The organism is Paenibacillus ihumii (assembly GCF_001403875.1).
In the GTDB taxonomy this organism is placed as follows: domain Bacteria; phylum Bacillota; class Bacilli; order Paenibacillales; family Paenibacillaceae; genus Fontibacillus; species Fontibacillus ihumii.
In genome coordinates this window covers 2,875,195-2,889,426 of record NZ_LN884299.1, presented here as the reverse complement: position 1 = coordinate 2,889,426, position 14,232 = coordinate 2,875,195, and the positions used below count along the sequence as shown (strand labels likewise).

Genomic DNA, 14,232 nt, shown 5'->3' with positions numbered 1-14,232 from the left:
AATAAAATCAAATTGGTAGGACGCTTTCCTAACATCGATTTCCCTCTCCGTGTCCAAACATTAATCAGTATAAATGTCCCTTTTCCTATTGCTTAAGTGTTATACAGTAGATAGAGAGGAGGGCCGGTACATGGAGTTTGTGGAAAAATGCGTCATGGAAGTCAAAGCGGGCCAAATCAATCAGTACGTACATATCGTTGAAGCATTCCAGGGACCGATTTTTCGCTACTGCTGCCGTATGTTGGGGAACCGGCAAGAAGCGGAGGATGCGGTGCAGGACATTCTGGTCAAAGGGTTCGAAAAAATAGGAATGTATGAGCCCAGCGGCAGTTTTTCATCCTGGCTGTATAAGATCGCCCATAACCATTGTCTAAATCTGCTTCGCAAGCGCAGCATCCAGCATAAATTTCAGAGCTGGTTCCGGCAGAATACGGTTGCCGAAAGCGCGGAACAAACGATAACCAGCCGATTATTCGGAGAGCCGCTGGCGTCCGCCATAACATCCCTAAGCGCGGAGGAGCGCAGTTTGCTAATATTACGGGCGCTTGAAGAGAAGTCATTTGCCGAGATTGGAGAAATTTCAGGGAAAAGCACAGAGGCGGTCAAGAAAAAATACGGCCGGTTGAAGCTGAAGCTTCAGAGACTGATGGAGCAGAAAGGGGGGGCGGGGTATGATGCGAAAGAGCGGCACTATTCTTCAAGATGAAACGCTAAAGGAGCTTCTGACCACAGCGGATCAGGATTCCATCGATGTACGCCTGAGCGTTATGAACCGGGTTCGGGAAATCCATGAACGGAGCAGCGGCAAAAAAACAGTTCGGCGTAAGACGGGAGCCGTAGTCATGATCGCCAGCCTCATTGTTGTGCTGACCTCTTTAACAGGCCTCGCGGCTTTCCGTTATGTGCAAATATTGAACCCCAAAGGCGAAGTGATTGTTGAAAGCAAGGAAATCAGGGAAGATGCGTTTACTCCCCATGCCAAGACTTATCATGAAATGAGATCTGCTTACAGAGAGCATGTCTTAGGGATGCTTAAGCCAGGTGAACTCGTGGCCTACTATGTCCATAACGATACGCTGAATGCTTACGATACAGGAAATAAGGTTCAAACCGTATATAAGCCGGTGGAGCACAGCAGTTACGCGGCATTTGAGAAGCAGCTTGAAATGACAAACGGACCGCTATTCTTGAAACCCAAATACTTGCCGCAAGGGTTCTCCTTCGAAGCGGGAAATGTATTTCCCAGTGTGATGGTAGGGGAGGCCAGTATAGAAAATCTGAAAAGGCTGGAGCCGGAATTTATCCGCATGGCTGAGACCTCCACCAGTGACTCCAAATTGTTCATCAAACCGCTGTCCTGGAATATAGCGGGCAGCGCAAATGCGAGATACGCCAATGGGGAGGATACGATCAATATCAACGCTTATGCACGGAAACAGAGCCCATCTTCGGTAACAACGATGCATCCCGAAGGTGTGTTAGTAGAGAAGCTGACAGCAGGCGGGCAAGAGATGGTTTATATGGAGGCGGAGGCAGCGGAAACTCACTATAAGCATAAATTGGAATGGCTGGATGAGGAGGCGGAGGTCTATTATTTGGTTTACGATAACCCGGGCAGTGTTTTGTCCAAGTCTGAATTTGTCCGCATTGTAGAGAGCATGTTGAGATAACTTTGTTCCGGGGTGTCCCATTCCAGAAGGCTCGGGCGTTATACAAGTAAACAAAACCATGTGCCTGTCTGGCCGAAAGGAGATTTACTCATGAACCTTACGACAAAAACGATGATCGCCACTGCAAGCATCCTGCTTGCGCTAAGCTCAGCAAGTGGAATCCCTGCGGAAGCTGCCGCAGCAAAGCCGCAATCAAAGACAAAAGCGACACCGGGCAAAAGCAATCTCGAGCTACAGAAAAAAGAGGCTATGGCCATCCATTCCAGTACGAAAAACCCGGGTGATTTAACCGTCCTGTATGATGGGACAGACCATACGCTGTCTTATAATTTTCTATCCATAAGAAGTGCGGATTATGAGGATTATTTGAATCTACTGTCCGTTCACAAAGCGCCGGAGCTGAAGCAGCCGGCGTGGCTCCCGGAGGGATATGTTTTTCAATCGAGCGAAATTTCTCCGCCATACTTCCACTTTCTTAGTCAAGCATATCAAGATTTGCTAGAGAAGTTGAAAGCGGAGGCGAAAGGGAAAAAATATGTTGCGAAAAAATTAAATTGGAGTGAAGCCGGGGAAGCGGCCATTGTCTTCGCGAAAGAAAAGGATATTATCCGAATCAGCGCCAAAAGAGTGCAGCCGCTGATTACGGAAATCACCCGGGTACCAGGGAAGGGCGAGAAATTTGAAAAGCTGAGCATAGGCGGGATCGAAGCGATCTATTCTACGGGTTCCAATGCCGTTTACTCGACCAGGCTAACCTGGGAGGATGCGGAAAACCAGCTGGAGTACGAGATTGCTACTTACAGGAAAAGTCCTCTGACGAAGGAAGATCTCGTAGCGATTGCGGAAAGCATTCTGCAGGAGTAGAGTGGGGGGACCGCCTAGTGCATTAGAAGGTATTCTTGAACGAAAAATGAGATTACTGGGCAATGTACTTCAGATATAAAAATAGCCTTAGTTCAGTTCAACTGGACTAAGGCTATTTTTGTAAGCATCGTAAAATCTATTCTTTATGATTTTTCCGTAAACTTTGCTATTCTTGTTGTATTGTCCCATTCAACTTCAACATCAAGTATTTCAGCTAGCTGTCTGACGGGTAAGAAAGTAACGCCATTTTTAACCATGGGCACGACATCTTCCAAATTCACTTTTTCTCCATCAACCAGCATTTCTGATTTTCCGACCTGCATAAGGATACTTTTATGATTTTTATTTAATGTAATTTTTTTATCGTTTTGATCCCAGTCCACTTCAAAGCCGAATCCGTCCGCAAGTGCTCGCAGTGGAATCATAGTCCGCCCATTCTCAATAAACGGATCTGCCCCGGTTCCGGCATAGGTATTAAGATATTTCCCATTCAAGAGAACTAATACACGATTTTTCTTAGCATCTTCACAAGAGGGAATGCCTTGGCTTACTCTCTTATCATCTACTTCTATACCCATTTCAGCAGCGCTTCCGTCGCGGCTCTTATAGCAAGTGAGGATTGGTTCCACATCTGACCAAAAGAAATCCTCAGCAGCATATGCCAAGTTTCCGGTCATAAGGACCACAAGTAAACTGATGGTAGTGATAAATTTCCATTTTCTTATTAACAAGATCATCATCTCCAGCTTTAATTCCTATTTGATTTTTGAAGCTTCAAATGATAACTCTCATTGATGGCCTCCAAGTTTTGCTGCGGAAGCTCGTCGATATATCCCTGCGGCACAGTAATTCCCTTTTCAATATGTTTTTTTATTCGATCTACTATCTCTTCAGTGGTTAGCTTCTTTGGGGCATAGCTTTCTTTCGATTTCGCGGCAACCCGATTTCCGTCTTTATCAAAAGCTTCAATTCTTCCGTCGGGATATTCAACGGTTACATTAAAACCTTCAACTTGTGTAACGGTCGTAGTCTTTGAAGCAGATTCCGCTGCATAAGCGGCAGCACCGCCTCCGCCAACCAAAGCGATTGCAGCGACAATAGACAGTGCCATGACCGGCTTGTTCATTTTTTTCTCATTCATAAGATGAATAAGTCTCCTTTTCATATGCTCCTTGGAGCTGCATAGACTGCTTGTACCCATTACATTCTTTCTCATAACGCCATATTCCAGCATAGATATCAATGTTTCACCGTAGCTTCTTCTGCCCTCTATATCCATGTGCTGAACGACCTTTTCATCACAGGAGAGCTCGCAAAACATGGAAATCTGCCGATTCAGTATGTAGGCCGCAGGATTAAACCAATGAATTGCATTTGCCGCAAAAATCATCAGCTTGATCAACAAGTCGCCGCGTTTTAAGTGGACGAGTTCATGGGATAGAATCATGGCAAGCTTTTGTTCACCAAGGGAGATATCCGGCAGTACAACCATTGGGTTCCAGTACCCCATAATCAGTGGTGTGGTTGCATGAGGGCTTGCGATGACTTGTACAGGGCATGGTTCAATATGCCATGTTCGGCTCCCTTTGAGGATAGAACGCTTGAATCCCCGGTACTTTCGGATATGTACCACGATAAAAGCAGCGGCCCCAACAGCCCAAATTATAGCTGCGATAAGCATAAATTCCTTTGCGCTGCTGAAGCGTCTCAGCTCGTCAAATCGCTGCGTAATCCATAGGGAGACGTTCGCCGCGGTTTGCTCGATTGTTGAGACTTGGTCATGCAGCTCCGTCATCATTCCGGAATCCTGAATATGGTTTGGACTAGTAGAGGCAGAGGGGATAAAAGAGACTAGTCTGCTCATGATCCCTGATCCGCCAAGAAGAAAGAATACGGGAATCAAGCTGGAATAATAATGCCAGGTTTGAGAAAAGTATTTTTGCGTGATGGGCTTTAGACTGTACTGCAAAATCCAAAGGATCGTGCCGGCGAATGAGGCAATAAAGAGTGACGAAATAAAGTCCATCATCATTTCTTGCCATCCTTGCGGGCAAACCAATCTTTAAGCTCCGCTATATCGTCTTGACTGAGTTCTTCATCATCAACCAGAGCTGCAATAAAGTTCTTGACCTTCCCGTTGTATAAGCGGCTGAGAAAGGAGCGGGTTTCGTATTTCTTATATTCGCTCAACGTCAAAGCGGGAGCGTAATAATTTGTTTTGCCGCTCAAGGATTTAGTCAAATACCCTTTCTCAATGAGCCGATTCAGTAGGGTTGACAACGTTGATGTTTTCCAGCCTTTGTGATCGAAAATGTCCAAAAGCTGATTGACCGTTACGGTTGTTGCGGTTTCCCAGATCACCTCCATAACTTCCAATTCAGTTTCGGACAGTCTTCCTAAGCTTTTCATTGGGCGCGCACCTCAATTTTTTACTGCGACAACTTGTCGTAGATCGAATATACGACAAGTTGTCGCAGGTGTCAATGCTTAAAATTCCATATGTTTCAAAAAAGCTTTCTGCCTTTATTAGATGCCTTCTACACGGGTGCTGGGATGAAAATTAGGCTTCAGTTGTATTGACGCGTCATATTATTAATAGTAATATTATTACTATGAAAAATCCGATTAAAAAATCACCTGTCGCTTTAGCCGTGCTCTGCTTCCTTATTGAGGAGCCTATGCACCCTTATCGTATGCAGCAGCTTATTAAAGAGAGGGAGAAGGATGAGGTTATTAACGTTCGCCATCGAACGAGCATTTACCAAACGATTGACCGTTTGCACCGAGACAAGGCCATTGCCGTTCAGGGCAAGAAAAAGAATGAAGGGAGACCGGACCTCATTGTTTATGAAATTACGGATCTGGGACGCAGTGCTGCCTATTCCTGGATCCGGGAAATGATCTCTATACCGGCTCAGGAATTTTTAGAGTTCCCCGCCGCAGTTTCTTTTCTGGCGCTGTTAACTCCTGAGGAGGTTGCACTTCTGCTCAAACAACGCGTCAACGCTCTTGAAAACACGCTCGCTCGGCTCGAAGATCAGTTTCAGAAAGGAGCTGTGTTGAGCTTGCCGAGGCTGTTCTTATTGGAGACCGAATTTCAACGAGCCGTGCTTGAAGCTGAAATCGCATGGATCCAATCTGTCATTGCCGATATTGAAGCTAACAGGCTGACCTGGAGTATGGAAGAGCTGCGCGAGAAGGCCAGGGATATGGATCATGGCTTGGATGGAAAAGGAACTTAAAAATTAGGAAAGGGCGTTTTGGGATGAAACAAGCTTTAAATAACCCCTCCTTCGATGAAACAGTTCCCGTGCTCGTTGTTGGAGGAAGTCTGGCAGGCCTGTCCTTATCCCTTTTTCTGGCGAAGCAGGGGATTAAGCCATTAGTCGTTGAGCGCCATCCGGGAACGGCCATTCACCCGCGCGTGTCAAGCCTGACTGCCCGCACGATGGAAATATTCCGTTCGGTGGGCATTGAGGAGGAGATTCGCCATGAGGAACCCCCTTTTCCTGGGGAATTTGGCATCATGTTTGTAGAGAGCTTGGCCGGGCAAGTCTATGAAAATCTGATGGAGGATATGAGCGCTTATTTTACGGATGCCAGTCCTGTTGAAGGAAACGGCATTGCCCAGGATTTGCTGGAGCCGGTGCTTCGGGCGCGGGCCGAGCAAGCAGGCGCTGATCTTCGCTACAACACGGAGCTGGTCGAATTTGAGGCTGATGAGGATGGCATCTCGGCTATAATTCGGGATCGAATCAGCGGCGAAACGCGTCACGTTCGGTCCGAGTATATGGTTGGAGCCGATGGGAGCCGAAGTGGAACCCGCGAACAATTAGGGATTGGTCAGCATGGAGAAGGCACGCTCTGTCATCTGATCAGCATTATTTTCGATGCGGACATACATGAGCTGTTCAGAAGCAGTAACGCGCATATGTGTTTTTTCGCCAATGAGGAGGCCAGCGGCAGTCTTGTACTGTACCCTGGCACATTCAGGCGGCCTCATATTTATCGTTTAGATGTTGTGTATGATCCTGAAGAGGAGACCATCGACGATTATCCGGAGGAGCGCTGTATTGCCTTAGTTAGGGCGGCAATCGGAATACCTGACATCCCTGTTGCGATCAGGAAGGTGATGACCTGGGAAATGGCCGCCCGCGTTGCTGACCGCTTCCAGCAAGGACGCGTTTTTCTAGTTGGCGATTCCGCCCGCGTTCAACCCCCAAGCGGCGGCTTGGGTGGCAACACCGGCATCGCCGAGGCGCAGAACCTCGCCTGGAAGCTGGCCGCTGTCTTACGCGGTGAAGCCTGTCAGGATCTGCTTGCTACCTATGATGCGGAGCGGCGGCCCATAGCGGATTATACGGCGGAGCAGGTCGTTATGCTGTCTGAGCAGCGCGAACACGAGGGATCGGATGGAATCACGGTAAATACCCTTCATGTCAATATGGGGTATCGCTACCCGTGCGGCGCAATCGTACCGGAAGCAGGCGGGGTTCATCTCCCCATGGTACAGCCGCCCGAGCTATGGACGGGACAGCCCGGAACCCGTGCGGTTCATCTCATTCTTGAACGGGAGGGTCAGCCTGTTTCGATATTGGATCTGTATGGTTCAAGGTTCGTGCTGCTGACTGGCTCAAGCGGGCAGAAATGGCTGGAGGCTGCTCAACAGGTTAAAGCTGCGCTCCAGCTTCCGATGGATATATATCAGATTGGCGGTCATGGCGGCTTCAGCAATCCCGGCAACAACTTTTCTGACGCCTACGGAATTACTTCGACGGGGGTTGTTATCGTGCGGCCAGACGGGTACATTGGATGGCGAAAACCAATTGCCGGTGAGAATAAAGAGAAAATGGCACAAGAGCTGACCGATGTGCTGTCAACCCTTCTTTTTCGCTAAATGAATCCATTCCAAAGGGAGAGGAGAATCATCATGCTTACATTTGAATATGCAGAAGCCTATGACTATCCGGCAGCTACCGTGTTTTCACGTCTCATGGATCTGAAGGGGCGGCCTTCCCGGATGAAGGGGATTATCGACAATCGAGTCACCCCGGAAGGTCCTGCCCAGTTAAGGACGAAGTATTTCGAAAGCGGAAAATACTCAGGCTTCAAAAGTGAAAAAAACATGATTGTGACTGAGCTGGTTCAGGATCAATTGTTGACCATGGAGACAGCTCCCGGGGAGAAACAGTATTTTCGCGAAAGCTACCTTGTCGAGCCGGTCTCGGAGAAGGCTTGCCGTGTCCATTTCACGATTCAAGTTGGCAGCGTGCCTAAGGTAGCTGAATTTTTCATGCGTCAATTGATGAAGAAGGAACAGCCGAAAACAGCTGCCGACCTGAAGGCTGTGATTAAGGGTTAACCTCTATACACAACGGCAAGGGATTACCGATATGCTGCAAAACACCGCAAGTTTTGGCCTGAAATGAGTTTGCGGTTTCAGCTAAAGGAGAGGAACAATAATGCTTAGGGGGCGTAGAGGAATGAAACAAGTACGGATTCCAGCGATTTTACATGATGTTTTTGGCGAAAAACAGCCTGTTTCAACTATTATTACGATTTTACTTTTTGGCGGACTGCTGACTGCTGCGTTGTATTGGATATACCCCGAGATGACCTCCGATTTGCCGGTATGGCGAAGTGTGCTGGCTTTACTCCTCATTTTTGATATTTTCGCAGGCTGCATAGCTAATTTTACAGTTTCAACAAGCAATTATTACGCCGCCAGGAAAAAGAACCGAATCGTGTTCATTGCCATTCATTTTCATATCGTGTTGGTTTCGTTGTTATTAAACACAGCGATCGGATATTCAATAGCGGTATGGGCATACACCATAGCAGCTGCATTTATCGTCAATTCACTGATCGGGAAGCAGTCGCAGTTATTTGTTGCAGGCCTGCTTTTGTCGATCGGTTTCGGTTGTGTCCCCCTGCTGCCGGATATCCAGCCGTATATGTTGATTACTTGCCTCTTATTTATGCTGAAGGTGTTATTTGGCTTCGCTGTTGATCACTATGGCAAAGCCTTAAAACACAGCGGGTAATCCGCATGAGTGAATTGCGTAAAAGGAAGGATGCAAAAATGATAGAACCGGAAGATTTGCTCGCCCGCCAACGGCAGTTGCAGGCTGAGGCGGCTTTGATTGCGGAGGAACTGCACCTTGACCAGCTGTTGGCGGCAGCAGGTACCCCTGTAAAAGTAGGGAGTGCGGCGCTTGGTTTAATGGCTTGGAGAGACCTCGATCTAACGGTCGTTTGCTCCAAGCTGGACATCGCAGCAATTTCTGGAATTGCTGCGCAATTGATGTTCAATCCAGGGGTCCGGGAATTGAAATTCATTAACGATACTGGCAGCTGGAACACCGATCCAGCCTATCCGGACGGTTATTTTATCGGTTTGACCTATCAATCCACGGGCGGGAACCACTGGGAGCTGGATATTTGGTTCGTTGACGAGCCTGATAAACAACCCGATTTGAAGCATATTCATACCATACCGAAGCGTCTTACTCCGGAAGCGATGGTTTCTATTCTAAGCATTAAAACCATTTGGGCATCAAGAGCCGAATATGGGAAGGAAGTAAAAAGCTTCGATATTTACACAGCTGTATTAGACCATGGGATACGGACAGCTGCCGATTTCGAGCGATGGCTCCACGGACGCAGCGACAATAAATCCCTTTAATCAGCTCGTCGGCCAGGCAAAGAAGAGGGGTTCACACGAACCCTGCGATTAGCGAAAACGCCCCGTTAAGGGCGTTTTTTTGTTATCGGCAGCCTCTTTGTTGGCTCCGGTCAATCGTATCTTGCAGTATTGCTACGGTTACGAATAAACGTCTGCTGGATTATTCCTTAATGCTGATATTTCCTGAACGCGTCTCAATATACACGTCATAGGAGCCATTTCCTGTAAGTCCCTCTGTCGATTTGTGACCGTCTCGGCGCTTGTCCCACGGAATAGCCACAGAGCGTCGTCCACTTCCTGATTTAAGCTGCCATTTTACGTTGGAATCCTTATTCTTCAAGCTTAAAACTACATTCCCGCTGTGGACGGAAACATCGATATCCTGGTTTATCTCCTGATAATCCATGGAGACATTTCCGCTTTTGCTATCAATTTTAAGCTTGCCAGCCTGTAAATCATTAATTTTTACGTTTCCTGAAGAGCCGCTCAGCCAGACCTCCCCTTCATAGTTCATGGGAACCCGAATTGTTAAGCGCGGTTTTCTCCCAATGTTTACTATCTGCCTGAGATCGCTTTTCAATTGAATTTTCAGCTCTTTGTTCTTTTGAACCATCACCATTCCGGAGTTGTCGCTGCCCATCGATAAGAAAGCCTCGAGAGTCTCTACCTCAGCCGATTCGATATGCACAGGGGTACTGCCATGATCAATGTGCAGGCGATCTATCCCCTCTAGATTCTTGCTCTGCAGATCCATGGTTCCTCCGTTACTGCAGGCCACTAGAAAAAACATACAAAAAATCAGCAAACTAATACAGCATTTTCTCATCTTTATTACTCCTCACTTTGCTTTTTTCTCTGAGAGTGATTATAGAAGGTTACGCAGCGTCAGTTTCAAGTGATATTTAAAAAGGCTTGAAACTGACGTTACGTCATTTTGTATAATGTCCCTGACCGATATGCAGGTTGATCATAAGGTTACATTTTAAAAAAATGATCATGGCAGATGGGAAACCGCTGGGACGAAGGAGAGAGTGATGTGAACAAAGGGGATATTATAATTTATGCGTGCGTCATTATAGGTGCTGGAATCGGATTGATTCTTGATCAAGCGTTCCCTGGCGCCTTGGTCGGTTTAGGCGTAGGCTATCTGATCAAGCAGGCCATGTATAAGGATAAAGAAGAATGAACGGGTTGTCGGGAGGTGTCCGGGATTGATACCGATTCAAAAGGTGGCAAAGCAGACGGGGGTTACGGTAAGGACGCTGCGTTACTATGACCAGATCGGATTATTGGCGGCCTCCTCCAAAACGGAAGGAGGACATCGGCTTTATACGGATGAAGATTTGCGCAAGCTTCAACAGATCCAGTTTTTTAAAGGGGTCGGGTACAGTCTGAAGGATATAAAAGAAATGCTTGCCGATCCCAAGTGGAATTGGTCGACCAGCCTGAAGGCCCAACTGGCTTATATCCTGGAGGAGCAAGCAAGACTTAGAGTAATAGAGCAGGGCCTGCGCGAGCTTATCAGCGGGCTGGTCTTGGAGGGGGGGGAGGATGCACTTGCGATCCAGAAATTCATTCAATTATCGAGCCAGGACAGGAAAAGACGGCAGTCGTTTAAAGAAAGCCTGTTTGATGATAAAGAATTGGAGCTGCTGCGGAAGGTACCGCATATGAGGGGAGATGATCCCGACTCTTTGGAATGGATCGCGCTGATAGGTCAACTCAAACAGTCTATGAAAGAGGGCGTATCGTCACCGAAGGTGCAAAGCATCATCAGACGCATGCTTGAAAAACAACAGGAGAATTTTTCGGGCCAGGATGAGTTTATCCAAAAATTATGGGACGCAAGGATGTCACCGTCTCAATCGGAAGAGCTTGGATTCTATCCGATCGACCGGGAAGTTCTCGAATTTATGGAGCAAGCCTATGAATACTATATGTCATTGCTGAATGCAGGGCGGGCTCCTCAACAAGACCGGGGAGAGGAAGAAGTGTGAGTATAGAGCTGCTGCTTTCCGTAGGCGGACTGGCCTTGCTGGATACATTGAGTCCAGCCACTATAGGGGTTACCGTATATTTGCTGTTAACGGAAATCAAGAGCCTTGCTTCAAGGCTGCTGATTTATTTGCTGACGGTCGCCGGTTTTTATTTCTCGGTAGGAGTCATGCTAATGCTGGGGATGGGGGTGCTGCTGGAAGCGGTGGCCTCTCTTTTCCAGAGCAGAGCGGTAAGCTGGGTAATCTTTATTATTGGGGCAGGCTTGTTTATAGCCAGTTTTTACACTCCGCAAAAAAGTAAAACGGAATTGCCCCGACCGAAGTCCAAAAGCCGAATCTCGATGGTTGCACTGGGATTTACAACAGCATTGATTGAGGTGGGAACGGCGCTTCCTTATTTTGCCGCCATTGGTTTGATGACGACGGCTGATCTGGTTCCTGTTCAGTGGCTGCCGATGCTGGGCGGTTATAATCTGATCATGGTTCTGCCTTCGCTGATCCTATTTATGCTGTATGGGTTGTTCGGGCGGAGGGTGCAAAGGCTACTGGAACGGCTTCAGGAGAGGATCGCCAAGCAATCCGGCTCGGTTCTGTCATGGGTGCTGTGTATTGTGGGACTTATTCTCATTTTTAATAGTTTGGATTATTTATAGCGGGCGGGCTTGGATAACGGAAATTGACTAAACAGGCTTTTCAAAATGCCGGTGGTCAGCGATTATGATGGTATTTTTACTTTATTTTTGTCACTCAAACAGCCTATTTTTCACAAATGGGTTTACGTAAGGGCAGTTATTTGGTAATATAATCGCAATATTTAAATGCGATGACGAGAAGAGTAGATAAATGAAATCTTTTACAGAGAGCTCCGTTGGCTGGAAAGGAGCAAAGTATTTCTTTATTGAAAAAAGCCTCTGAGCAGCACATCGGAACGAGAATGATCCGGGATGGTGTGCCAGGAGCTCCTGTTACAGAGCTAGAGTATAGGCGCCGCGCATAGGGTGTGCTGTACTTGAAGAGGTTAATATGGCGACATATTAACGAAGCTGGGGTGGTACCGCGGGCATACAGATCTCGCCCCCAAGACGGAATAGAAGGTCTTGGGGGTGGGATTTTTTTATTTTGCAAGGATTGTGCAATCATTGTTCGAGGTATGGACACAAACAAACATCAAATATCAAACATGGAAAGGAAAGGATATCACATGGGAGAAAAATTAAAGGTAGCTATCGTTGGCGGGACGGGGATGGTAGGGCAGCGGTTCGTCCAGCTGCTGGATCAGCACCCTTGGTTTACAGTGACGGCTATTGCGGCTAGCGCTAATTCCGCAGGCAAAACATATGAGGAATCCGTGCAGAACCGCTGGAAGCTGTCCACACCCATTCCGGACGGCGTTAAAAATATCATCGTTCAGGATGCGTCGAAGGTAGAAGAGGTAACGGCTAACGTCGATTTTGTGTTTTGTGCGGTAGATATGAAGAAGGATGAGATCCAGGCTTTGGAGGAAGCTTACGCTAGGACCGGAACTCCTGTGGTCTCCAACAATTCGGCTCATCGCTGGACGCCTGATGTTCCGATGGTGATTCCGGAAGTGAACCCGCAGCATCTCGAAGTAATTGCTGCGCAGCGCAAGCGGCTTGGAACGAGCACCGGGTTTATTGCTGTCAAGCCCAATTGCTCCATTCAGAGTTATGTCCCTGCTCTTCACGCCCTGCTGGATTTTGAACCGACGACGGTGGTGGCATCGACCTATCAGGCGATTTCCGGGGCCGGCAAGAGCTTTGCCGATTGGCCTGAAATGCTGGACAACGTCATCCCTTATATCGGCGGGGAAGAGGAGAAAAGCGAGCAGGAGCCGCTGCGCATCTGGGGCCGTGTTGACGGTGGGCAGATCATTAAGGCAAGCGCTCCCCTGATTACGACGCAATGTATCCGTGTGCCCGTGACGGACGGACATTTGGCGACAGTGTTTGTATCGTTCAAAAATAAACCTTCCAAAGAGGAAATCATTGCGCGTTGGCAGCAATATAAAGGAAGAGCGCAGGAGCTGGATTTGCCAAGTGCACCAAAGCAGTTTATCACCTATTTTGAGGAAGAGAACAGACCACAGACAGGACTCGACCGCGATATTGAGCGGGGGATGGGCGTCTCGACAGGCAGATTGCGCGAGGATTCGCTGTACGACTATAAATTCGTGGGGCTGTCGCACAATACCCTGCGCGGCGCGGCCGGAGGCGCTGTCCTGATCGCCGAACTGCTCAAAGCAGAAGGCTATATCCAGCCGAAATAGGCGGAACGCATCGCGGCGCTGCGGTACACCTTGGCGCGTGATGAACTCAGTGTGTAGTGTATTCTGTGCGCGATGAGCTCGGTGTGGTGTATTCTGTGAGTAATGTGCTCTGTATGTGCTGTACCGTGCGTTTGATGTTACTCTGTGAGTAATGTATTCAGTATGTGCTGCACCCTGCGCGGTGATGTATTCAGTGTATAGTGTACTCAATGTGTGTAGTGTACTCAATGTGTGTAGTGCACTCTTTACGTGATGTGCTTGGTGTGGTGCATTCTGTAAGTAATGTGCTCTGTGTGTGCTGCACCGTGCGCGTGATGAGCTCAGGTGTAGTGCATTCTGTGCTGTAATGTACTTTGCTGAGCAATGTATTCAGTATGTGACGTACCCTGCGCGGTGATGTACTCTGTGTATACTGTACTCTGTACTGTAATTTACTTTGTGCGTATGTTGCGTGAGAAGCCGGGGCATGTTGGGATCAGCCGAGCAGTTGACTATAGTTACCTGGATTTGGGATCTGCATTGCTTGTTTGAATGAAAAAGGAATGCTGATCGGCATATTTCGGAAGAAGCTGCTTTTTGAGCCGAGCCTATCGGACCGTGGTTCCGCTATTTCATGAAAAAAGCGATAATTCCAATATTAACGGACCATGGTTCCGCTATCATAGGGAAAGTGGGTAAAAAACAGCCTGTTTTTAGAGAATAGCGGATCGTAGGTCCGTTAGCCTTGCC

Annotated in this window: 16 protein-coding genes and 1 other annotated feature; of the genes, 12 read left to right on the top strand and 4 right to left on the bottom strand. The window is 47.7% G+C overall.

All coding sequences use genetic code 11. The features are described from left to right. The first annotated feature begins 130 nt into the window (after positions 1 to 130). The 3 genes from BN2762_RS20140 (at position 131) to BN2762_RS20130 (ending at position 2,534) form a co-directional block, all read left to right on the top strand. Positions 131 to 706, top strand: coding sequence for an RNA polymerase sigma factor (locus BN2762_RS20140; RefSeq protein ID WP_055108661.1), 576 nt, complete (start codon positions 131 to 133; stop codon positions 704 to 706). Next, positions 672 to 1,670 (top strand): DUF4367 domain-containing protein, encoded by a 999-nt coding sequence (locus BN2762_RS20135; protein WP_230202553.1) that lies wholly within the window; start codon positions 672 to 674, stop codon positions 1,668 to 1,670. The genes BN2762_RS20140 and BN2762_RS20135 overlap by 35 nt, the downstream gene beginning before the upstream one ends. A gap of 90 nt (positions 1,671 to 1,760) precedes the next feature. Continuing rightward, the gene (locus BN2762_RS20130) at positions 1,761 to 2,534 is read left to right on the top strand and encodes a DUF4367 domain-containing protein (RefSeq protein ID WP_055108660.1); all 774 of its coding nucleotides are present in this window, start codon (positions 1,761 to 1,763) and stop codon (positions 2,532 to 2,534) included. 143 nt (positions 2,535 to 2,677) lie between these two features. On the opposite strand, the gene BN2762_RS20125 is transcribed toward BN2762_RS20130, so the two are convergent. From BN2762_RS20125 to BN2762_RS20115, 3 genes are read right to left on the bottom strand one after another with little or no spacing between them, the layout of a single operon-like run. After that, entirely contained in the window at positions 2,678 to 3,265 is a 588-nt protein-coding gene (locus tag BN2762_RS20125; protein ID WP_187386561.1) for a copper amine oxidase N-terminal domain-containing protein, read from the bottom strand. Between the two features lie 17 nt (positions 3,266 to 3,282). Then, on the bottom strand, positions 3,283 to 4,566 hold the full coding sequence (locus BN2762_RS20120) for a M56 family metallopeptidase (RefSeq protein WP_055108658.1): 1,284 nt from the start codon (positions 4,564 to 4,566) through the stop codon (positions 3,283 to 3,285). Beyond that, on the bottom strand, positions 4,563 to 4,943 hold the full coding sequence (locus BN2762_RS20115) for a BlaI/MecI/CopY family transcriptional regulator (protein ID WP_055108657.1): 381 nt from the start codon (positions 4,941 to 4,943) through the stop codon (positions 4,563 to 4,565). Before BN2762_RS20115 ends, BN2762_RS20120 begins: the two co-directional genes overlap by 4 nt. Before the next feature lie 203 nt (positions 4,944 to 5,146). On the opposite strand from BN2762_RS20115, the gene BN2762_RS20110 reads away from it, so the two are divergent. From BN2762_RS20110 to BN2762_RS20090, 5 genes are all read left to right on the top strand, one after another. After that, positions 5,147 to 5,776: a PadR family transcriptional regulator gene (locus BN2762_RS20110; RefSeq protein WP_055108656.1), complete on the top strand. Its 630-nt coding sequence runs from the start codon at positions 5,147 to 5,149 to the stop codon at positions 5,774 to 5,776. 23 nt (positions 5,777 to 5,799) lie between these two features. Then, positions 5,800 to 7,431, top strand: a complete 1,632-nt coding sequence (locus BN2762_RS20105; protein WP_055108655.1) for an FAD-dependent monooxygenase — start codon at positions 5,800 to 5,802, stop codon at positions 7,429 to 7,431. A gap of 33 nt (positions 7,432 to 7,464) precedes the next feature. Continuing rightward, positions 7,465 to 7,896, top strand: coding sequence for an SRPBCC family protein (locus BN2762_RS20100; RefSeq protein ID WP_055108654.1), 432 nt, complete (start codon positions 7,465 to 7,467; stop codon positions 7,894 to 7,896). A 121-nt stretch (positions 7,897 to 8,017) separates the two neighbouring features. Then, positions 8,018 to 8,578, top strand: coding sequence for a hypothetical protein (locus BN2762_RS20095; protein ID WP_055108653.1), 561 nt, complete (start codon positions 8,018 to 8,020; stop codon positions 8,576 to 8,578). Between the two features lie 38 nt (positions 8,579 to 8,616). Further along, complete coding sequence (locus BN2762_RS20090; protein ID WP_055108652.1) at positions 8,617 to 9,219, top strand: hypothetical protein; 603 nt, start codon at positions 8,617 to 8,619, stop codon at positions 9,217 to 9,219. A gap of 160 nt (positions 9,220 to 9,379) precedes the next feature. On the opposite strand, the gene BN2762_RS20085 is transcribed toward BN2762_RS20090, so the two are convergent. Then, the gene (locus tag BN2762_RS20085; RefSeq protein WP_055108651.1) at positions 9,380 to 9,973 is read right to left on the bottom strand and encodes a DUF4097 family beta strand repeat-containing protein; all 594 of its coding nucleotides are present in this window, start codon (positions 9,971 to 9,973) and stop codon (positions 9,380 to 9,382) included. A 249-nt stretch (positions 9,974 to 10,222) separates the two neighbouring features. On the opposite strand from BN2762_RS20085, the gene BN2762_RS27355 reads away from it, so the two are divergent. From BN2762_RS27355 to asd, 4 genes are all read left to right on the top strand, one after another. After that, positions 10,223 to 10,405, top strand: coding sequence for a hypothetical protein (locus BN2762_RS27355; protein WP_222861132.1), 183 nt, complete (start codon positions 10,223 to 10,225; stop codon positions 10,403 to 10,405). A 25-nt stretch (positions 10,406 to 10,430) separates the two neighbouring features. Beyond that, a complete protein-coding gene (locus tag BN2762_RS20075; RefSeq protein WP_055108649.1) occupies positions 10,431 to 11,216 on the top strand; it encodes a MerR family transcriptional regulator in 786 nt (261 codons plus the stop codon). Further along, a complete protein-coding gene (locus BN2762_RS20070; RefSeq protein ID WP_055108648.1) occupies positions 11,213 to 11,869 on the top strand; it encodes a GAP family protein in 657 nt (218 codons plus the stop codon). The genes BN2762_RS20075 and BN2762_RS20070 overlap by 4 nt, the downstream gene beginning before the upstream one ends. A 161-nt stretch (positions 11,870 to 12,030) precedes the next feature. Further along, positions 12,031 to 12,298: a binding site (T-box leader), on the top strand. A gap of 119 nt (positions 12,299 to 12,417) precedes the next feature. Beyond that, positions 12,418 to 13,503 carry an aspartate-semialdehyde dehydrogenase gene (asd, locus tag BN2762_RS20065; protein ID WP_074048657.1) on the top strand — a complete coding sequence of 362 codons (1,086 nt, stop codon included), beginning with the start codon at positions 12,418 to 12,420 and terminating at the stop codon, positions 13,501 to 13,503. Positions 13,504 to 14,232: the final 729 nt, after the last annotated feature.